Genomic DNA, 20644 nt, shown 5'->3' with positions numbered 1-20644 from the left:
TATTAGTCATTGTTACTTACCATCAACTCCGGACTATCCTTAGGAAGCACAATGAACCACGGGTTCAACAAATCTTCTTTATTATAATAGAGAGGTCTTTTCAAATCCGTTTGCCAGATTTCTCCGCCTGCAGCCCGTACAATGGCATGCCCGGCTGCCGTATCCCACTCCATCGTAGGAGCAAAACGCGGATAAACATCCGCTTTCCCCTCGGCAACAAGGCAAATTTTCAACGAACTTCCACTGGACAAGAGCTCCACTTTCGAATGACGTTGTCTCAGGCGTTCGATGAAAGCTTCCGTTTCCGGTGTAGAATGTGAACGCGAAGCTACCACTACCCAAGAGTCACGTTTTTCCGACAGCGGCAAACGAACAGCTTGCTCCGCCAGTTCTTCCAACGAAGAAAATTCACGCCGGATGACATCAGACAACTTAAAAGCGCCAAACTTCTCAATGCCCAAATACAGCTCTTTCTTTACCGGGACATAAATCACTCCCACCACCGGAACACCTTGGCAAATCCATGCAATATTTACAGTAAACTCACCATTACGCTTTATAAACTCCTTGGTACCGTCCAACGGGTCAACCACCCACAGTTCCTTCCACGAAGCCCTTTCCGCGTAAGAGATATGTTTTCCTTCCTCACTCAATACCGGGAAAGGAGTAGCAGACAAAACGTCGGCAATAACTGCATGAGCCCGTTTGTCTGCTATCGTCAAAGGAGAGTTGTCTGCCTTCCGCTCTACCTGAAAGTCAGCATCCGGATCATCATAAACTCTTCGTATTTGTTCACCGGCCAGAAAAGCGGCATCAATCGCCTTCAATATATACTGCAATTCCATATTCTATATCCGTTCTATGAAGTCGCAAAAATAGAAACTTTTCCCACGGAGAAAGTTTTCACCATTTGTTTTATAACTTCTTTTAACGTCGCCCTATCCCGTTTTTCCTTTTTAGTTGCTTCTTCGGAATTTTAAACGACAGGCTCTTAAAATCTGTTCAACAATCGCCCCTTCCAAAAAAGGCTGGACGCCGTATGCACATGGACAGAGCATACAAAACGTCCAGCCTTTTATACTTGAAGAATCAAAATGCCCGCATATCCCTTTCTCAGCAGAAGGAAAAGAACGGGCATCTTGCATTTAAACATTTACTTATTTTACACGATATAACAGCCAAGAGCCCTGAAAATCTTTCCGCTCAGGATACTTAGCCTTAAATGCATCACGAGCCGCAGCCGCCGATGCCTTGTCTGCAAAAGTGCTTACCACTACGCGATACATCGCAGCATCAGCATTGAAAACGACAACAGGTGTATAACCTTCCTGCTCCAAGAAAGTTTTCAGTCCCTCAGCATTGGCTTTGATACCAAAACTGCCACACACAACGCTGTAATCCAACAGACCATTATCACCGGAAACGACCGTCACCTTTTCATGACGCACTTCTTCTTTGGGAGCTTCCACAGAAGTGCTTTCCACCACTTTGGGCTCTGTAACAGGAGCCGTTACCACAGGAGTAACCTCGACAGGTTCTGGAGCCGTCTGCTGCTCGGCCAATTCCTGCTGCTTCGCCTTTTCATACGCTTTGCTGTAAGCGCTCTGGCTTGATTTGCAAGAAGAAAATGCCAGCACCACGCATACTCCCATACCTACTAAAAATGTCAGTTTCTTCATCTTATTCTATTTTTTATTAACAATCATTTCAAACAAAGCAAATTGCCTTTCTCGCGTTTGTTTCAGGCAGCAAAATAACAGAAAATCCCCCAGCTATCAAAACATAATGAATAAAAATTTTCGCACCCCGTTCCACAGCATACCAAAGAATACTCTTTCTCCCAACCCGGTACACATCTCAAGCAAGGCACTCACTCCGTTTTTTCTCCTTTTGCTCCAACCTCCTCCTCATCTCACGACAAATCGGGCCAAGCATCCGTCCGCTGCTCCTCCAGCCGCTCGCATGTAAATTATTTTCAACATCGTCAATCCCCTATTCCCTTTTCCGGAACACCTCCGGACAAAGTCCTACCAAATTCGTTCCAAAGTCGTTCCAAATTCGAGTCCTTAGACTCGAACAAAAAACGAAGCAGGAAGGTATTTGGAAGGAACTTTATATATGCTTTTTTTACTGCAAACAAGCAACAGGCCAATAAGAACGGCCAAACGAATTTAGTAAAAAAACAGATAAAAAAGATACACCGTAAACAAGAAATCACTATATTTGTACTATCAACTTTAAAAAGACAGTATTATGAAAGGTTTAAATGTAGTAGCAGCTTTCTTGGGTGGCGCCGCAGTAGGTGCAGCCCTTGGCATTTTGTTTGCCCCGGAAAAGGGTGAAGACACACGCAGCAAGATTGCAGAAGCCTTGCGCAAAAGAGGCATCCGTCTGAACCGGAATGAAATGGATGATCTGGTAGACGAAATCGCCGCAGAAATCAAAAGCGAAGGAAATGAATAAATTCATTTTCGCTTAAAAGCAAGAAAAATCAGAGCCATCATGTTCAACAACGACAAAAGCATCGAAAATTTACGGCAGCTTTTTGTCGAGTTCAAGAAATACTTGAGCCTGCAAAAAGAATACACACGCCTGGAAATCACAGAAAAAGTTTCTGTGCTGCTTTCCATGCTCATCCTCATCCTGCTGACAGTCATTTTGGGCATGATGGCTCTGTTTTACTTATCTTTCACCTTAGCCTATCTACTGGCGCCAGCAGTAGGAGGAATAACTACCAGTTTCAGCCTAGTAGCAGCTTTATACGTACTATTGGCTATCCTTTTAGTGAGCTATCGCAAAAAACTTATCATCAACCCGATGGTAAGATTCATCGCCCGCTTGTTTATGAAAAATTCCGATAAGCCAGATACTCTCTTATGACAACCTCAAGCCGAAATACTCTCCCTGCTTCTGCATCACCGGTTCTGCCGGAATCGTTAGACCAGCTGATGCAACAAAAAGCTTCTCTCTTGCAAGAAATCAGGGAGCAGAAAAAACTCATGGCACAAACAGCCCACAACCTTGCAGCACCTTTTGCTCCTGCGACCCGTAAAAGCAATAGTTTCATGCATGCTTTCAACCGAGGAATGATAGTATTTGACGGCATTATCATGGGAATGAAAATGATGAGAAAAATCAGAAATCTCTTTGGAAGAAGAAGATAATCAAAGACGATTTCCCGATTATCAGTCTTCAGACTCACAAACCGCAAAAGTCCTAAATCTTTTTACACACCTTATTATTGTATCCATGTTTTCTCCAAACACAAGGATGCATAAAAGCCAAACTGCTATTCCTATATCCAGCATAAAAAAAGTGGAAGTCTCACGACTTCCACCATTCTTCTAACCTTAAATCTAAATCTCTATGAAAAAAACGTATGCAAATGTACGCATTTCTTCCAAAAGGAGGTGCTATTCAAATGTTATAAGAATAAAACAAATGCTTAATATTTGCTAAATTGGCGTTTTGTTTCTCTACTTTCTTCTCCACAAGCACACAACAGCTCTTTATAAATCGGATTCAAGCTCAATAACTGAGGCACCCCTATGATAAACATTTGCTTACGGGCACGGGTCAAGGCAACGTTCAACTTACGATCTACCCATACGCCAGCATCGTCAGTTAAATTTGCCATAAACTTAAGCTGATAAGAACGGTTTAAACAGAAAGAATAAATAATGACATCTCGTTCGCTACCCTGAAAGCGCTCGACCGTATCTATGAGGACATGTTTCAAATCAGCAATTTCCAATTTGGCAATTTCCTTTCTAATCAAAGCAATCTGACTACGATAAGGAGTGATAATTCCCAAAGTTTGCAAAGGATCAAAGCCCGTCGTATACAAATATTGCCGATAAATAGCAGCCGCCAGTCTGGCTACCAGAACAGCCTCTGAGTGGTTCATTTTAACCGATGCTGTTCCCGACTCAGCTTCAGATGGCAAAAAAGCCACTCTTTTTGTCAACAAATCAGCAAATTCACAGTCTGTCAGCTCAGGTGCCAACGCCAATGTCCCCGTCTGATGAGGAAGGCCGAGAGGCAGCAACAATCCTCCGTAAAACACGCGGTTGGGAAAATCTGCTACTTCCACATTCATTCGCCCCTGGCGGTGCAGCATATCGCAGACACGCTCCCGGCTCTTTTCTTCTGCCTGCAAAGAAGCCCGATAAAGACGTTCAAACAAAGAATCCTTCAGGTTATGCAGTCCTATGGCTCTCAACCTCTCTGAACGCACTTCAGACTGAGCAGAAGATTGCAACACCACTGCCGGTAATTGTTTGTGATCGCCTATCAACACAAATTTCCGGATAACATCCGTTCCTGTCATTCCCCGCAAACATAATAATCCCAATAATTGAGGTTCCAATATTTGCGTAGCCTCATCGACCAAAGCGACATCAAATGTTTTCAGACGGAACAACTCCGTCTTGGATGAAAGCGTTGCCACTGTTCCTACAAAGACACGGCAACAGGCAATGCGCAACTGTACAGCACGACGGTTCGGGCAATCCTCTAACACATTCTCTATCAGATAGGGCCTATAACGTTCTTCGCATGAAAGTTCACTGCCAATGCGTATAAAATCAATAGCAGGTGTGACAGACAATAACATCTTGCATATTTCATCTACCGCCCGATTGGTATATGACAATAACAAAATCTGCTTCCGCTCCTTGTAGAAAGTCTCAACCATTGCACGCAAAGCACGTGAGGTTTTACCCGTTCCTGGCGGGCCTACCAATAAGAAATAATCTTGAGCAGCTCTTGCCTTCCAGGCTATACGCGTAAAACCATCCGGCGCTTCCGCAATGGCCTGATCAAAAGACAAGTCAAATTCTGGCTCACGCTGCCCTAACAGCAGATCACGCCTTCGCTGTGTAGCAGATAAAAAAGCAGACAAGCCACGATACATGCTACGAAAAGAAGTGTCCATATAGTCATGCTCTACTGCATACAAGCTATGCTCGGGCAGCACAGCCATATTCTGTTGGGATGCGCGTAAACGAACACGTACTTTCTCCTCCGTTATTTCCTCAATATTGCCTTTAAAGACAAGCTTATTGGTCACATTGTCTGCATCAGAATTACGTTCATACAATACGACAGCATCTCCTTGACGAAAATTGGGAAGAGGAGCCTCGGCCTCTGCATCATTTATTTCGCATCTCAGCACCAGATATGGTTTATGGGCATCTGTCGCATGATTTTCACAAATAAAAAGGTTATAAAGAATTTCTCCTGATTCTATCTTTTCAGACAAGGTGGAAAGCCAAAGAGACGAAGCACCTGTACGCCCTTCATGAGCAACATCACCCGATTTGGAGGTGTAAAGTTCTTTTGTGATGAAATTATAGACCGAATAAAAATAATCCGATTCTAATGGCGAGAGGGCTTCCAACTGTTTTCTGACAGTATCAATATTCGGACAAAGATAGCGCGTCCACAACACATTGTGCAACCTCCGTTCATTCAAAGCATCTGGAGTAAAACTCTTCAGCAATTCTGCCGTGAATAGAGGGTCATTGTGCAACTGTATGCCATATTCATTGGCTACTATGCGATTACGCACATCCATAACACGACGCAACATGGCCCAGGAAGCACGGGCAGGGTAAAGTAAAGGATAGCGGGTATATAACAAATAGGGTTTTACCTGATGATGGTCCTGTTTCATCGAATACTCCAACACGGCTTGATAAAGCAACATCTGCACCCGATTGTTTTCTTTAGGCACTATCTTATGACGGACTGTGTATTCGTCTGCTTTTCCCGACTTCATTTCAATGAATGAAGACATATCCCGCTGCATGTAGTCCAACCGTCCTTGCAATCCGAGCGATTCACAGATATATGAAGGTTCCAATACGGCATCCTTCCGGTCCAATTCATAACCTGCCGCAGAAAAAGTTTCTGTTATAACCTGACGGATATGTTCAAAATGCGACTTGCAATCGGCAAAGAATACGGCCTCTTTTTCCATATCACGCAAATCTTCACAAGCTGCCAATTCTATGGGATAGGTACGAAAAGCTTTTTTCATGCAAGCCAGATAATCGGGCTCTCCTTTGGCATAAATCCATTCATCCAGGAAAAGGTTGACGATATTACCCAACAGCAAAGGGCGGGTATTGCCCTGCGGCTGCAAACGCATCAAAACATAATTGCCCGGATGACTGCCGTAATCTTTGAAACATTCGGCCAATGTGCTGATATCTATCAGATAGTCGGGTTCCAAGACAAAAAAGGAAGGAGTTAATATACCGGATTCGTCCACCGATATGTCCAGCAGATTCAGTTGGGCATTGGGCCATAGCAAGCGGCAGGTTTCTGCAAATTCTTCATTTACCTGCGGCACATGATAGCGCACGCGCAAGGGTTCTTCTGTCAACAGGTCTACGGGACGTACATATAAGAAGGATTCATCGGCATGAAGGAAGTTGACGCGCAGGCGGTTTATCCGTCCTTTAGCCGGCGAAGAGACGATGTAAGTGGCATCGGCCCGTGGCAATAGCTGATACAATGCATCGGGGATGTCTTGGGCTGTCAGCCTTTTGATGAAAAAGGCGAGCGTTTTGGCATCGCGCAAGAGGTGTTCACGGGTCGGTTCTGCCCGTCGGTTCAGTATGTCGTTCGAGGTCAGGCGGAAGGTATGCAGGCGATTCTGTTCGACCATGGAAAGGCCCATTTTCGCGCCCACGTAGTTGATGCGGGCGGCCAGGTCGGTCATTTGCAGGTGGCCATCTTCCATCTGTGAACGGCACAGGTGTTCCAACAGTTCGCGCATCTCCCGATAGGCATCGCGAAGGGAGGTGTCTTCGCGGCGGCAGAGGCTTCGGAGGAGGTCGTAGTATTCGCTGGCTTCGAGTGCTTCGTTATTCTCCATCGGGCGTCTGTTGCTCCTGCTCTTCGGCTGTGTCCTCTTCTTCTTGTGGTTTGTCTTTGACCATCAGGATGCTGAGTTCGTAGAGCAGGTAGAGGGGTATGGCTACTACGGACAAGGTGAAGGGGTCGCCGGTGGGGGTGATGACGGCTGCCAGCACGACAATGATGACGACTGCATGGCGGCGGTATTTGCGCAAGAAGGTCTTATGGACCAGGCCCATCAAGGAGAGGAGCCAGGTGACCAGGGGGAGTTCGAAGGCCAGGCCCATGCAGAGCACCAGCATCATAAAGTTGTTGATGTATGAATTGAGTGAGATTTGGTTCTCAATCAGTGCGCTCAGTTCGTAGGTGGACAGGAAACGCAGGGTCAGAGGATAGACCATGAAGTAGCCCAGCAGGACACCGAGAAAGAACATCACGGTGCCCAGGGCCAGGGCTTTCTTGACGCCTTGCACTTCGTTGGGATAAAGCGCGGGGCGGATGAATTGCCAGATTTCGTAGAACAGGTAAGGGGCGGCCGTGACGACAGACATCCAGAAAGCGGTGGACATGTGGATGAAGAAGGGGGCGGCCAGGTTGATGTTCACGAGCTTGACATGAAACTCTTGGGTGAAGAATTCGCCTTGCAGCCCCAGTTTCTCACCTATCCAGCGCAGGAGGTCGTAGAAGGCGAAGTCGTTGGAGCAGGGGGCCAGTATGACGTTGTCGAACAAATAGGGCATGGCTACGAAATAGGCTATTGCCAAGACGAACCACACGCTGATGATACGAATCAACGCCCGGCGCAGGATGTCCAGATGGTCCCAGAATGATAGTTCCTTATCTGCCACGTCTGTCGCTTATTGCTTCTTTTCTACGGGTTCGTCTATTTCTTCCTTGGCCTTGCTGATTTCCTCCTTAGCCTCGTTCACGCCTTCCTTGAAGCTTTTCACGCCTTTGCCCAAACCGCGCATCAGTTCGGGGATTTTCTTGCCACCGAAAAGCAGCAGGATAACAACCAGGATGATAATCCACTCGGAGCCACTGGGCAGGATGCTTAAAAACTGTACATTCGTCATAGTTCTATCGTTTTTTATTTTTCCGTGCAAAGATATAACAAAGAAACGGAACGGGAAACAAATCGCCCCAAAAGAATGTGAAGCGCCTGTTTTTCGTGCCGGCGGGCGAGGGACGGAGAGGGCGGAGAACAGTATTATACTGTTCCGAGATGAGTATTATACTCATCTCCGAAGGGCCGTCAACCGCCACAAACAGAAGACCATGGAAATCTTGCGTAACGAACTACGCGAATACCTGACGCTCCTGCTTCTGCTACTCGTCCTCAAATAAAACCCTCAGTCTTGGTAATAGACCCGCTTCACTCGTGTGGAAACGCTGGTCAGCACCTCATAAGGGATGGTGTCCAAGGCATCGGACAAGGCCGTCACAGGCAGATGGTCGCCGAAGATCTCCACCCGGTCGCCCTCCTTGCAATCGATACCCGTCACATCTATCATGCAAACGTCCATGCAGATGTTGCCCACGTAAGGTGCGCGCTGCCCGTTCACCAGGCAATAGGCCCGGCCATTACCCAAGTGGCGGTTCAGCCCGTCCGCATAACCAATGGGCAAGGCGGCGATGCACGAAGGGCGCTCCAAATGCCCACGGCGGCTATAACCCACCGTGTCTTGCCGGGGCACATCGTGAATCTGCAAGATGGTGGTGTACAGCGAACTGACATTGTGCATCACGGCATTGGTCACCGGATTGATACCATACAGCCCGATGCCCAAACGCACCATGTCGAACTGCGCCTCCGGGAAACGCTCGATGCCAGCCGAATTGCAGATATGACGCAGGATGCGATGCGGGAAAGCAGCCTGCAACTGGTCCGCAGCAGCCGTAAACGTGTCAATCTGCCCGTGCGTGAAATCATCAAACTGTGCAGCATCGCTGCCCACCAGGTGTGAGAATACCGACCGCACAATCACTGCATCCTGCCCCTTCAGACGCTCCACCAGCGCAGGCACCTCTTCCGGCAAAAAGCCCAGGCGGTGCATCCCCGTGTCAATCTTGATGTGAATGGGATAATTCGTAATGCCCGACTTCTCCGCCTCGCGAATCAACGCATCCAGCAGGTGGAAACTGTAAACCTCCGGCTCCAGATGATTGTCGAACATCGTCTTGAAAGCCGTCATCTCCGGATTCATAATCAAGATGTTGGTCGTGATGCCCGCCTTACGCAACTCCGAACCCTCGTCAGCCACCGCCACAGCCAGATAGTCCACCCGATGCTCCTGCAATGTCTTGGCAATCTCATGCGAACCAGCCCCGTAGGCCGAAGCCTTCACCATACACGTCATCTTCACTCCCGGCCGCAACAACGAACGGTAATAATTCAGGTTCTCAACCATCGCCCCCAGATTGACCTCCAGGATAGTTTCATGCACCTTCTTCTCCAATTCCTCAGTCAACGCATCGAAACCAAAGCGGCGGGCACCTTTAATCAGGACAATCTCATTCTCCAGGCGCAACTCCCCCTTCGCCAACGCCTGCAACAAAGCATCCGTATCCGTGAAGAAAGCCTTCTCTCCCCCGAACAACTCCGCATGGTTGTACAAATCATCCCCAACTCCGATGATACGCTCCACATGACGGCTCTCCAACAACTGAACCACCTGCCGATAAAGCATAGAAGCATTCTGCCCCGACTCCAGGATGTCAGACAAGATGAGCGTGCGCTTCAGGTTATTGGACAACGACCGCCGGTACAGAAAGTCCAGCGCAATGTCCAGCGACAGCAAATCCGAGTTATAACTGTCGTTTATCAATAGACATCCATTCTTTCCCTCCTTCACCTCCAGACGCATCGCCACCGGCTCCAGATGCGCCATACGCTCCGCAATACGTTCAGCAGGAACCATTAGATACAGACAAGCAGCCAGGCAATGAAGCGAATTTTCAATAGACGCGTCGTCAATAAAAGGCAACGTATAAGAATTGTCCATATCCAGATAACGGTAATTGATGACCGTACAATCCGCCTTCTTCTCCACCTTACTTATATATAAAGGCCGCTCCATGTCGCGACGGCTCCACGCAATCTCCCGTGCCGAAAACAAGTATTTGGACACACAACCGCTAATCAATTCATCATCGCCATTGTATATCAACACATCACAGTCCTTGAAAAGCGCCAACTTTTCAGCACACTTGTCTTGTAAAGAAAAGAAATTCTCCTGATGGGCACTGCCGATGTTTGTCAATATACCGATGGTAGGCTGAATCATGCTTTTCAAAGATTCCATCTCCCCCGGTTCGGATATTCCTGCTTCGAAGATGCCCAGTTCCGCCTGCTCGTCCATACGCCACACCGACAAAGGGACACCAATCTGCGAATTATAACTGCGGGGAGAACGCACAATCGCCCGGTCAGCCTCCAACAACTGATGCAACCATTCTTTCACAACCGTCTTCCCATTACTACCCGTAATGCCGATGACCGGAATCTGAAAACGTGAGCGGTGCTGCTCTGCCAACCTTTGCAAAGCCTTCAGCGTATTGCCCACCACCACGTAATTGGCATCCTGACAAATACCGCCAAAAACCCCGCTTTTCATCTTATCAAAAGCCTCTTCGCTGACCACAAAATTGCGCACACCCCGCACATACAACTCCGGCACGTAACGCATCCCGTCATTGCGTTTGGTCGCTAAAGCAAAAAACAAAGTAGCTTCCGGAAAACTTAATGAACGGCTGTCTGTCAACAACCAATCGACAGTGGCAGGCATGTTCCCGACAAGCCTGCCACCAGTCATTTCACTTATTTGTTCAATCGTGTAAGACATAATTTTCTTTCGTTTTGAAAGTCTAAGTACGGGTATTTTCCATTAAGTCGCTCTATTTTTAACAAAATTTGTCCTAAAAAACGCTTATAATCTTCCGAATCAGGACGCAGAGGTTTATGCAACAAGTCTTTATGTATTTGCTCACATTCCTGCATCACTTTACCGGTTTCCGGTGCCAGGCACCACTCCGTAAAACGCTCCCAGACATACTGCACAGCCACTTCTGAAGGATGCACCAAGTCATCCGCATAAAAACGATAATCCCGCAACTCATCAAGCAACAATTCATAAGCCGGGAAATAGAAGACACGCCGTGGGAAAGCCTCCGCTATTTGCTCGGCAGCCAACAGCAATGTAGCCTTGCTGAGCTGATTGTCATGCAACCCGTCACGCACATGCCGGATAGGACTCACCGTCAGCACCACTTGCAAGCGTTCGTTACGTGCAAACAGTCCTGAAAACAACGACACGCTGTCATTCACTATTTCCGCCACGCTCAGCCGACGCCTCCGGAAACACTTCTCCGGCAATTTGTGGCAATTCCCCACCACACGCCCTGTTTCCCTGTCCTCATACACCCAAGCCGTACCCCAAGTAAGCAACAGGAAATTCAGCCTGTCCATTTCACCCGCTGCCTGCCCCAGTCTGTCGTTGATCTGCCTCAAGGCCTCCTCCGGCAAAACATGTGAAAAATCTCCGTGGTGCATAGCGCTATGCCAAAGTCCTTGGTGCAGGAACAAGTCATCCGAGGCATAAACCTTGCCCGACAGCATCTCGCGCAAAGCCATAGATATAGACAATGGATTGTACAACACCCCATACGGGTTGACATCGCAACAGAACTTGGCAGCTTGCAGTCTTGTGCCGATATTCGTTGCAAAGCACGAACCCAACAGCATCAGGCGATGCGAGTAATCAATGCACGGGCAATCCTTAGGACGCTCTACTGAGGTATATAATTTCACCATCCCAATTAAGAACGAAATATATTATATGACATAGAAAAAAACAACCACAACCAACATGGGAATCATCAACTTAATCATTTTACACAAAAGCGTGAAACTATATGCTAGCTGTCGAAAAAACTTTCAAGCCCCTAAAAACAAAAAACGAAGCATACCGCTTCTTATTTTTATTAATCTCAAAAAAGATATGAAAGCAATAGCTTGCACTCCGACTGCAAAATTAGCCATTTCTTCTCAAGAAAGCCCACATGCCATTCTTTTATTTTTTAGTACCTACATTCTTTTTTACTTTCACCTCTTTATTATAACCTTTCCAACATACCAAAGTCGTATCTCCTCCCTACCTCGTCCTTGTGTAAGACAAGGACGAGGTAGGGAGGAGGTAGGTCGAAATCCCTAGAAAGTCCCGAAGCGGACCTGAAACGCAAACGCTTCAACAGGCCTGAAACCGCATTTTACGGCACCTGCACCACAAAAGGGTAAGGCTCATGTGCATTTTTTCCACAGAAGACGAGCGCATCCGATTTCTTTTTGCTATTTTTGCGCTCTGTTAAGAATTGAAAAATGGGAACAGAACCTACAAAATACAACCTACTGAATACCATCGATTCGCCTGCAGATTTGCGACGACTCCGGCCGGAACAACTGCCGGAAGTATGCCGGGAATTGCGTGAAGACATCATACAAGAGGTGTCGCAAAACCCGGGACACTTTGCCGCCAGCTTGGGTACCGTAGAGCTGACAGTCGCTTTGCACTACGTGCTCAATACGCCCTATGACCGCATTGTATGGGACGTGGGGCATCAGGCATACGGACACAAGATTCTAACGGGCAGACGAGACACTTTCTATACGAACCGGAAACTGGGCGGCATCCGTCCCTTTCCCTCACCCAACGAAAGCGAATACGACACATTTGCCTGCGGACATGCCTCCAACTCCATATCGGCAGCATTGGGCATGGCCGTGGCTGCTGCCCGAAAAGGAGAGAAAAACCGGCACGTAGTAGCCGTAATAGGCGACGGAAGCATGAGCGGCGGACTGGCGTTTGAAGGGCTGAACAATGCTTCGTCAACCCCGAACAACTTGCTTATCATCCTCAACGACAATGACATGGCCATTGACCGAAGTGTAGGAGGCATGAAGCAATATCTGTTCAACCTGACTACCAGCAACCGGTATAATCAGCTACGTTTCAAAACCTCGCGCCTACTGTTCAAGATGGGCATCCTTAATGAAGAAAGACGTAAGGCACTCATCCGCTTCGCCAACAGCCTGAAGTCGATGGCTGCCCAGCAGCAAAACATCTTCGAAGGGATGAACATCCGCTACTTCGGGCCCATAGACGGACACGATGTAAGAAACCTGGCCAGGGTATTGCGCGACATCAAAGATTTGCAAGGTCCTAAGATTCTACATCTGCACACGGTGAAAGGAAAAGGATTTGCACCGGCAGAAAAAGACCCGGGCACCTGGCATGCGCCCGGACGCTTCAATCCCGAGACAGGAGAACGTTATGTTACCGATGACACCCACCTTCCGCCACTTTTTCAAGACGTGTTCGGTGAAACCCTGGTGGAGTTGGCACAGCAAAACCCGCGCATCGTGGGTGTAACTCCCGCCATGCCCACCGGATGCTCGATGAACAAGCTGATGGAAGTCATGCCCGACCGGGCTTTTGACGTAGGCATTGCCGAAGGTCACGCGGCCACATTCTCTGGCGGAATGGCTAAAGAAGGCTTACAACCTTTCTGCAACATCTATTCTACATTTATGCAGCGGGCGTATGACAACGTCATTCATGACATCGCCCTGCTACGCCTGCCCGTTGTACTCTGCCTGGATCGTGCCGGGCTGGTAGGCGAAGATGGCCCCACACACCACGGTGTGTTCGATTTGGCTTATTTTCGTCCCATCCCCAATCTAACCATTTCCTCACCAATGAACGAGCATGAGTTGCGCCGGTTGATGTACACGGCACAACTGCCAGACAAGGGCCCATTTGTCATACGTTACCCGCGAGGCAGAGGTGTACTGACGGATTGGCGCTGCCCGTTGGAAGAAATCCCGGTAGGCAAAGGACGCAAACTGAAAGACGGCAAAGACATAGCGGTTATCACCTTGGGGCCCATCGGCAATCTGGCAGCCAAAGCCATCGGGCGGGCAGAAAAAGAGAAAGGACTTTCCATTGCTCACTATGACTTGCGCTTTCTGAAGCCGTTGGACGAAGACATGTTGCACGAAATAGGACGAAACTTCCGCCGCATTGTCACCATAGAAGACGGGGTTCTCAAAGGAGGCATGGGAAGTGCTATCTTGGAATTTCTGGCCGACAATGGCTACACGCCACAGGTGAAGCGCATCGGGGTGCCGGATACGTTTGTAGAACACGGCAGCATCCAGGAGTTGTATCACCTTTGCCACATGGATGAAGATGAAATTGTAAAACAATTAGAATAAGTAGACAGACGTGAAAATCATCATTGCAGGTGCCGGCGCAGTAGGCACACATTTGGCTAAACTGCTATCACGCGAGAAACAGAACATAACCTTGATGGATGATAGCGAAGAGCGGCTGAGTGCTCTCAGCTCTAACTTTGACCTGATGACCATCGTCGCCTCTCCCACTTCCATCAAAGGATTGGAAGAAGTAGGGGCAAAAGATGCCGACCTGTTTATTGCCGTTACTCCAGACGAGAGCCGTAACATGACTGCCTGCATGTTGGCCAGCAATTTGGGAGCCAAAAAGACCGTAGCCCGTATAGACAATTACGAATATTTATTGCCACGGAACAAAGATTTTTTCCACAAGCTGGGAGTCGATTCGCTCATCTACCCGGAAATGCTGGCCGCCAAAGAGATTGTATCATCCATCCGGATGAGCTGGGTCCGTCAGTGGTGGGAATTTTACGGCGGTGCCTTGATTCTGATTGGGACCAAAATGCGCGAAAAGGCCGAAATACTGGATGTGCCTCTATACAAGTTAGGAGGCCCTACATTGCCTTATCATGTGGTGGCCATTAAACGGGGAAACGAGACCTTGATTCCCCGAGGAGATGATGCCATCCGGCTGAACGATATTGTATATTTCACAACCACACGGAAATATTTGCCCTACGTGCGAAAAATCACCGGCAAAGAAGATTATGTGGACGTACGCAACGTCATGATCATGGGAGGCAGTCGCATTGCCGTCCGCACTGCACAGTATGTACCCGATTACATGCAAGTGAAAATCGTGGACAATGACCTGAACCGATGCAACCACCTGACAGAGTTGCTGGACGACAAAACGATGATAATCAATGGCGACGGGCGAGACATGGATTTACTGGTGGAAGAAGGATTGAAAAATACAGAAGCTTTCGTTGCATTGACCGGAAATTCTGAAACCAACATATTGGCCTGTCTGGCCGCCAAACGGATGGGGGTCAGCAAGACCGTAGCCGAAGTGGAAAATATAGACTATATCGGCATGGCCGAGAGTTTAGACATCGGTTCAGTCATTAACAAAAAGATGATAACAGCCAGCCACATCTACCAAATGATGCTGGATGCCGATGTGAGCAACGTGAAATGCCTGACGTTTGCCAATGCAGACGTGGCAGAGTTTACCGTAAAAGAAGGTTCTCTAATCACGAAACATCCGGTAAAAGACCTCGGTTTTCCCAAAGGGGTCACCATCGGAGGATTGATACGCAATGGCGAAGGTGTTGTGGTAATGGGTAACACACAAATACAACCCGGCGACCACGTAGTGGTTTTCTGCCTGAGCATGATGATAAAAAAGGTAGAAAGGTTTTTTAATTAAAACCAAAAATTGTAAAATATTAATTTTTTGTCACCTAGAGATAGCAAATGGCAGAGATAGTTGTTGTATCTTTGCGCGTTGTAATTTAATATTTATAACACATTAATATATATGCACAAAATCTTATAGATTTATGAACTTCATTTTTTTAGTCACCGTCGTGCTGACGGCCCTCATCTTTGTGGGACTCGTTGTCGTGATTGCCAACGCGATAGCGCCGCGCTCCTACAATCCGCAGAAGATGGAGCCTTACGAGTGTGGTATCCCTACACGTGGTAAGACTTGGATGCAATTCCACGTGGGTTACTACTTGTTTGCCATCTTGTTCCTGATGTTCGAGGTCGAGACCGTGTTCCTCTTCCCGTGGGCGGTCGTCACCGCCGAATTGGGCGTTGCCGGATTGTGTAGTGTATTGTTTTTCTTGTTTATCTTAGTTCTGGGTCTTGCATACGCCTGGAAGAAAGGAGCTTTGGAATGGAAGTAACAAAAAGACCCAAAATCAAGTCTATCCCCTACGAAGAGTTCCAAGATAATGAAACCTTGGAAAAAATAATCCAGGAGCTGAATGCCGGTGGCGTCAATGTCATGGTAGGAGCTTTAGATGACCTCATCGATTGGGGACGCAGTAACTCACTCTGGCCGTTGACATTCGCCACAAGCTGTTGCGGTATCGAATTCATGGCCGTGGCCTCTGCCCGTTATGACATGGCACGCTTCGGTTTTGAGGTAACCCGTAACAGCCCCCGCCAGGCTGACGTCATCCTGGTAAACGGTACCATCACCTACAAAATGGCTCCCGTACTGAAGCGTCTGTACGATCAGATGGCAGACCCGAAGTATGTAGTAGCCGTAGGCGGATGCGCCGTAAGCGGCGGTCCTTTTAGAAAGTCCTACCATGTTGTGCAGGGCGTGGATCAGATTCTTCCGGTAGATGTCTATGTACCTGGTTGCCCGCCACGTCCCGAAGCTTTTCTATATGGCATGATGCAATTGCAGCGCAAGGTCAAGATAGAAAAGTTTTTCGGAGGAGTTAACAGAAAAGAAAAGGAAACAGAAGAATAAGATATGGAAAATACGATATACGTAAAACCGGAAGACCTGCACAGCACCATGCTGCGCTTGCGCAAGGAAAAGCAAATGGACTTCCTGAGAAGCCTGACCGGCATGGACTGGGGAACTCCCGATGAGAAAGATGCGGAAGGCACCCTGCGCGGCTTGGGAGTGGTTTACCACTTGGAATCGACTGTAACCCAGGAAAGAATGGTGGTAAAGACATCCACCTTGGACCGCGAACATCCCGAAGTGCCCACCGTTACCGATATTTGGAAAGGCGCTGACTTGCCAGAACGTGAAGCTTATGACTTCTTCGGCATCGTGTTCATTGGCCACCCTGACATGCGCCGTCTGTTCCTGCGCAACGATTGGGTAGGTTATCCGTTCCGCAAAGACAATGACCCCGCCAAGGAGAACCCCTTGCGTATGGACAACGAAGAAACCATCGACGTAACCAGCGAAGTGGACCTGACTCCCGACGGAACTTCCAAAGAGAAAAAGAATGAAGTCTTCAACAACGAGGAATATGTGGTGAACATCGGTCCCCAGCATCCTTCTACGCACGGCGTGCTGCGCCTCCGCGTGTCGCTGGACGGTGAAATCATCCGGAAGGTAGACCCGAATTGCGGATACATCCACCGTGGCATCGAGAAGATGAACGAAAGTCTCACCTACCCTCAGACTTTGGCTCTGACCGATCGTCTGGATTACTTAGGTGCCATGCAGAGCCGCCATGCGTTGTGCATGTGCATCGAACAGGCCATGGGTGTGGAAGTGAGTGAGCGCGTGCAATACATCCGTACCATCATGGACGAGCTGCAACGTATCGACTCGCATATCCTGTATTTTGCTTGTCTTTGTCAGGACATGGGTGCCACAACGGCTTTCTTGTACGGCTTCCGCGACCGTGAAAAAGTGCTCGACATTTTCGAAGAAACCTGCGGCGGACGCCTCATTCTGAACTACAATACCATCGGTGGCGTACAGGCCGATATTCATCCGAATTTCGTACATCGCGTGAAGGAGTTCATCCCCTACATGCGCCACAACCTCCAGGAATATTTCGATGTGTTTATCAACAATGTCATAGTGCAGCAGCGTCTGAAAGGCGTAGGCGTGCTGAGCCGCGAAGATGCCATCTCTTTTGGTGCCACCGGCGGTACAGGACGTGCCAGCGGCTGGGCCTGCGATGTACGCAAGCGCATCCCCTACGGTGTGTATGACAAGGTGGACTTCAAGGAAATCACCTATACAGAAGGCGACTGTATGGCTCGCCTCATGGTACGTATGGACGAAATCCTGGAAAGCCTGCACATCATCGAGCAGCTGATAGACAACATCCCCGAAGGTCCTTACCAGGAGAAGATGAAGCCCATTATCCGTGTGCCTGAAGGTTCATATTATGCAGCCGTTGAAGGCAGCCGTGGCGAGTTTGGCGTCTACCTGGAGAGCAAGGGAGACAAGACTCCTTACCGTCTGCACTATCGTTCGACAGGCTTGCCCCTCGTAGGCACATTGGACACGCTTTGCCGAGGAGCAAAGATTGCCGACCTGATAGCCATCAGCGGTACATTGGACTATATCATCCCTGACATAGACAGATAATGAATACATTAGCACTTAATCATATTAATACGTTAAAAGATGTTCGATTTTAGTATTGTATCAAGCTGGATACACCAGATGCTGACATCTGCCATGCCCGAAGGCCTGGCAATCTTCATCGAGTGTGTAGTAGTAGGAGTATGCATCGTGCTGATGTATGCCATCCTTGCCATCCTGTTGATTTACATGGAACGCAAGATATGCGGTTTCTTCCAGTGCCGCCTGGGCCCGATGCGTGTGGGCCCTTACGGAACCATCCAAGTAATCTGCGACGTACTGAAGATGTTGACAAAAGAAATCTTCACGCCGAAGACCGTAGACAAATGGCTTTATAACCTGGCGCCTTACATGGTGCTGCTGGCCTCTTTCCTGACCTTTGCCTGCCTGCCCATAAACAAGGGTATGGAAGTGCTGGACTTCAACGTCGGCATATTCTTCGTGATGGCTGCTTCCAGCATTGGCGTAGTAGGTATCCTGCTGGCAGGTTGGAGCTCGAACAGCAAGTACTCCCTTATCGGAGCCATGCGTAGCGGCGCCCAGATTATCAGTTATGAACTTTCCGCGGGCCTGAGCATCCTGACAATGGTTGTCCTGACTGGCACCATGCAGATTTCTGAAATCGTAGGTGGGCAGGCAGACGGATGGCTCATCTTCAAGGGACATATTCCCGCCATCATTGCCTTCATCATCTACCTGATTGCCAGCAATGCAGAATGTAACCGTGGCCCGTTTGACTTGCCCGAAGCAGAAAGTGAGCTGACCGCCGGTTACCACACTGAATATAGCGGTATGCACTTCGGCTTCTTCTACCTGGCCGAGTATCTGAACCTGTTCATCGTATCAGCCATCGCCGCTACCGTGTTCTTGGGTGGTTGGATGCCTTTACACATTCCGGGATTAGATGGCTTCAACATGGTAATGGATTATATCCCCGGCGTCATTTGGTTCTTTGCCAAAGCGTTCTTCGTTGTATTCCTGATGATGTGGATGCGCTGGACGTTCCCCCGCTTGCGAATCGACCAGATTCTGAAGCTGGAATGGAAATATTTAGTACCGATCTCGATGGTCAACCTGCTGCTCATGGCACTGGTAGCCACCTTCGGATTACACTTTTAACCCCCAAAGTTTGTGACTATTTATGGAAGAAAAAGATACATATTTCAGTGGGTTGTCTAAGGGGGTGCGTAGCCTGTGCATCGGCCTGAAGACGACCATGCGTGAATTTTTCACGAAAAAAGTGACGGAACAATATCCTGAGAACCGGAAAGAACTGAAGATGTTCGACCGTTTCCGCGGGACGTTGACCATGCCTCACAACGAGAACAACGAGCACCACTGCATTGCCTGCGGTTTGTGCCAAATGGCCTGCCCCAACGGCACTATCAAGGTGACCAGTGAGACCATAACAACCGAAGACGGCAAGAAAAAGAAAATATTGGCCAAATATGAATACAACTTGGGGTCGTGCATTTTCTGCCAGTTGTGCGTCAACGCCTGCCCGCACAATGCCATCACGTTTGACCAGAACTTCGAGCACGCCGTATTCGACCGCTCCAAACTGATTCTCACGCTGAACCATCCGGGCAGTCACGTTGAAGAAAAGAAAAAAGATATTACTAATAAGCAATAAGCACTTATAGACATGGAAATAACACTCGAAACAGTAGTTTTCTACTTCCTTGCGGCTTTCATTGCCGTTTTTTCCATCCTGACGGTGACCACCAACCGCATTGTGCGCGCGGCCACTTACTTGCTGTTCGTATTGTTCGGCACGGCAGGATTTTATTTCCTGCTGGGATATACATTCCTTGGTTCAGTACAAATCATGGTCTATGCCGGGGGCGTCGTCGTGCTCTACGTATTCTCCATTTTCCTGACCAGTGGTGAAGGTGCCAAGTTCCAGAAACTGAAAAAAAGCCGTTTCTGGGCTGCCTTGGGAACTACACTCGCAGGAGGCATCATTGTATTGTTCGTACTGCTGAAGCACAAATTCCTGGCACCGACTGACATCGAATATGCCGAAACCGGATTCAAGGAAATCGGCACGCTGATGTTGAGCAGTGACAAATACGGGTATTTATTGCCGTTTGAAGCAGTCAGCATCCTGTTGCTGGCGTGCATCATCGGTGGATTGTTAATCGCACGTAAAAGATAAACATAGCTATGGTACATCTAGAATATTATCTGATAGTTTCAACTATCATGCTTTTTGCAGGTATCTATGGTTTCTTTACCCGGCGCAACACGCTGCACCTGCTTATTTCGATTGAATTGGTGCTGAATGCTACAGACATCAATTTCGCAGTGTTCAACCGCTATTTGTTTCCTGGCATGTTAGAAGGCTATTTCTTCGCTCTTTTTGCCATTGCCATTGCGGCAGCAGAAACAGCCATTGCAATCGCCATTATGATTAACATCTACCGTAATATACGCAGCATCCAAACCAATCGCTTGGAGGAGTTGAAGTGGTAATATCAATTGAAGTGAAAAACTAA

The 20644-nt window shown here is 48.2% G+C and carries 19 protein-coding genes and 1 pseudogene; 13 read left to right on the top strand and 7 right to left on the bottom strand.

Translation table 11 applies throughout. The annotated features are described in order from the left end of the window. Positions 1-2: 2 nt before the first annotated feature. Both cysQ and M3090_RS10225 read right to left on the bottom strand, forming a co-directional pair. Positions 3-845: a 3'(2'),5'-bisphosphate nucleotidase CysQ gene (gene cysQ, locus M3090_RS10230; RefSeq protein WP_249055913.1), complete on the bottom strand. Its 843-nt coding sequence runs from the start codon at positions 843-845 to the stop codon at positions 3-5. Positions 846-1157: 312 nt separating this feature from the next. Then, positions 1158-1679, bottom strand: a complete 522-nt coding sequence (locus M3090_RS10225) for an SPOR domain-containing protein (RefSeq protein ID WP_249055911.1) — start codon at positions 1677-1679, stop codon at positions 1158-1160. A gap of 574 nt (positions 1680-2253) precedes the next feature. Between M3090_RS10225 and M3090_RS10220 the strand changes: the two genes are divergently transcribed. The 3 genes from M3090_RS10220 to M3090_RS10210 are packed head-to-tail and all read left to right on the top strand — an operon-like array spanning position 2254 to position 3164. After that, positions 2254-2463 carry a YtxH domain-containing protein gene (locus M3090_RS10220; RefSeq protein WP_249055909.1) on the top strand — a complete coding sequence of 70 codons (210 nt, stop codon included), beginning with the start codon at positions 2254-2256 and terminating at the stop codon, positions 2461-2463. Between the two features lie 39 nt (positions 2464-2502). Further along, positions 2503-2880, top strand: a complete 378-nt coding sequence (locus M3090_RS10215; protein ID WP_249055908.1) for a phage holin family protein — start codon at positions 2503-2505, stop codon at positions 2878-2880. Then, on the top strand, positions 2877-3164 hold the full coding sequence (locus tag M3090_RS10210; RefSeq protein WP_249055906.1) for a hypothetical protein: 288 nt from the start codon (positions 2877-2879) through the stop codon (positions 3162-3164). Before M3090_RS10215 ends, M3090_RS10210 begins: the two co-directional genes overlap by 4 nt. 281 nt (positions 3165-3445) lie before the next feature. Here M3090_RS10210 and M3090_RS10205 read toward each other — a convergent pair whose 3' ends face one another. The 3 genes from M3090_RS10205 to M3090_RS10195 are packed head-to-tail and all read right to left on the bottom strand — an operon-like array spanning position 3446 to position 7943. Further along, a complete protein-coding gene (locus tag M3090_RS10205; RefSeq protein WP_249055904.1) occupies positions 3446-6886 on the bottom strand; it encodes a DEAD/DEAH box helicase in 3441 nt (1146 codons plus the stop codon). After that, positions 6876-7715, bottom strand: a complete 840-nt coding sequence (gene tatC / locus M3090_RS10200; protein WP_249055903.1) for a twin-arginine translocase subunit TatC — start codon at positions 7713-7715, stop codon at positions 6876-6878. The genes M3090_RS10205 and tatC overlap by 11 nt, the downstream gene beginning before the upstream one ends. A gap of 9 nt (positions 7716-7724) precedes the next feature. After that, the gene (locus M3090_RS10195; RefSeq protein WP_249055901.1) at positions 7725-7943 is read right to left on the bottom strand and encodes a twin-arginine translocase TatA/TatE family subunit; all 219 of its coding nucleotides are present in this window, start codon (positions 7941-7943) and stop codon (positions 7725-7727) included. A gap of 172 nt (positions 7944-8115) precedes the next feature. Here M3090_RS10195 and M3090_RS15925 point away from each other — a divergent pair. Beyond that, positions 8116-8214: pseudogene (locus M3090_RS15925) on the top strand (RNA polymerase sigma-70 factor); the annotation flags it as partial. Positions 8215-8219: 5 nt separating this feature from the next. Here the strand turns inward: M3090_RS15925 and M3090_RS10190 are convergent. After that, positions 8220-10712, bottom strand: a complete 2493-nt coding sequence (locus tag M3090_RS10190; RefSeq protein WP_249055899.1) for a bifunctional UDP-N-acetylmuramoyl-tripeptide:D-alanyl-D-alanine ligase/alanine racemase — start codon at positions 10710-10712, stop codon at positions 8220-8222. Beyond that, entirely contained in the window at positions 10688-11677 is a 990-nt protein-coding gene (locus M3090_RS10185; RefSeq protein WP_410553230.1) for a GSCFA domain-containing protein, read from the bottom strand. Before M3090_RS10185 ends, M3090_RS10190 begins: the two co-directional genes overlap by 25 nt. 567 nt (positions 11678-12244) lie before the next feature. Here M3090_RS10185 and dxs point away from each other — a divergent pair. The 9 genes from dxs (at position 12245) to nuoK (ending at position 20621) form a co-directional block, all read left to right on the top strand. After that, entirely contained in the window at positions 12245-14140 is a 1896-nt protein-coding gene (gene dxs / locus M3090_RS10180) for a 1-deoxy-D-xylulose-5-phosphate synthase (protein WP_249055895.1), read from the top strand. Between the two features lie 10 nt (positions 14141-14150). Continuing rightward, positions 14151-15491 (top strand): Trk system potassium transporter TrkA, encoded by a 1341-nt coding sequence (trkA, locus tag M3090_RS10175; protein ID WP_249055893.1) that lies wholly within the window; start codon positions 14151-14153, stop codon positions 15489-15491. Between the two features lie 133 nt (positions 15492-15624). After that, the gene (locus M3090_RS10170; RefSeq protein ID WP_249055890.1) at positions 15625-15975 is read left to right on the top strand and encodes an NADH-quinone oxidoreductase subunit A; all 351 of its coding nucleotides are present in this window, start codon (positions 15625-15627) and stop codon (positions 15973-15975) included. Beyond that, positions 15966-16553 (top strand): NADH-quinone oxidoreductase subunit B, encoded by a 588-nt coding sequence (locus tag M3090_RS10165; RefSeq protein ID WP_249055888.1) that lies wholly within the window; start codon positions 15966-15968, stop codon positions 16551-16553. The genes M3090_RS10170 and M3090_RS10165 overlap by 10 nt, the downstream gene beginning before the upstream one ends. A 3-nt stretch (positions 16554-16556) precedes the next feature. Beyond that, entirely contained in the window at positions 16557-18149 is a 1593-nt protein-coding gene (locus tag M3090_RS10160; protein WP_249055886.1) for an NADH-quinone oxidoreductase subunit D, read from the top strand. Positions 18150-18188: 39 nt separating this feature from the next. After that, entirely contained in the window at positions 18189-19265 is a 1077-nt protein-coding gene (gene nuoH, locus M3090_RS10155; protein ID WP_249055884.1) for an NADH-quinone oxidoreductase subunit NuoH, read from the top strand. A gap of 22 nt (positions 19266-19287) precedes the next feature. After that, entirely contained in the window at positions 19288-19779 is a 492-nt protein-coding gene (locus M3090_RS10150) for a NuoI/complex I 23 kDa subunit family protein (protein ID WP_249055882.1), read from the top strand. A 12-nt stretch (positions 19780-19791) separates the two neighbouring features. Next, the gene (locus tag M3090_RS10145) at positions 19792-20304 is read left to right on the top strand and encodes an NADH-quinone oxidoreductase subunit J (protein ID WP_249055879.1); all 513 of its coding nucleotides are present in this window, start codon (positions 19792-19794) and stop codon (positions 20302-20304) included. 8 nt (positions 20305-20312) lie between these two features. Continuing rightward, positions 20313-20621, top strand: a complete 309-nt coding sequence (nuoK, locus tag M3090_RS10140; protein WP_249055877.1) for an NADH-quinone oxidoreductase subunit NuoK — start codon at positions 20313-20315, stop codon at positions 20619-20621. The last annotated feature ends 23 nt before the right edge of the window (positions 20622-20644 follow it).

The organism is Bacteroides sp. ET71, from assembly GCF_023336905.1.
Lineage (GTDB): Bacteria > Bacteroidota > Bacteroidia > Bacteroidales > Bacteroidaceae > Bacteroides.
This window is presented reverse-complemented; position numbering and strand designations above follow the sequence as displayed.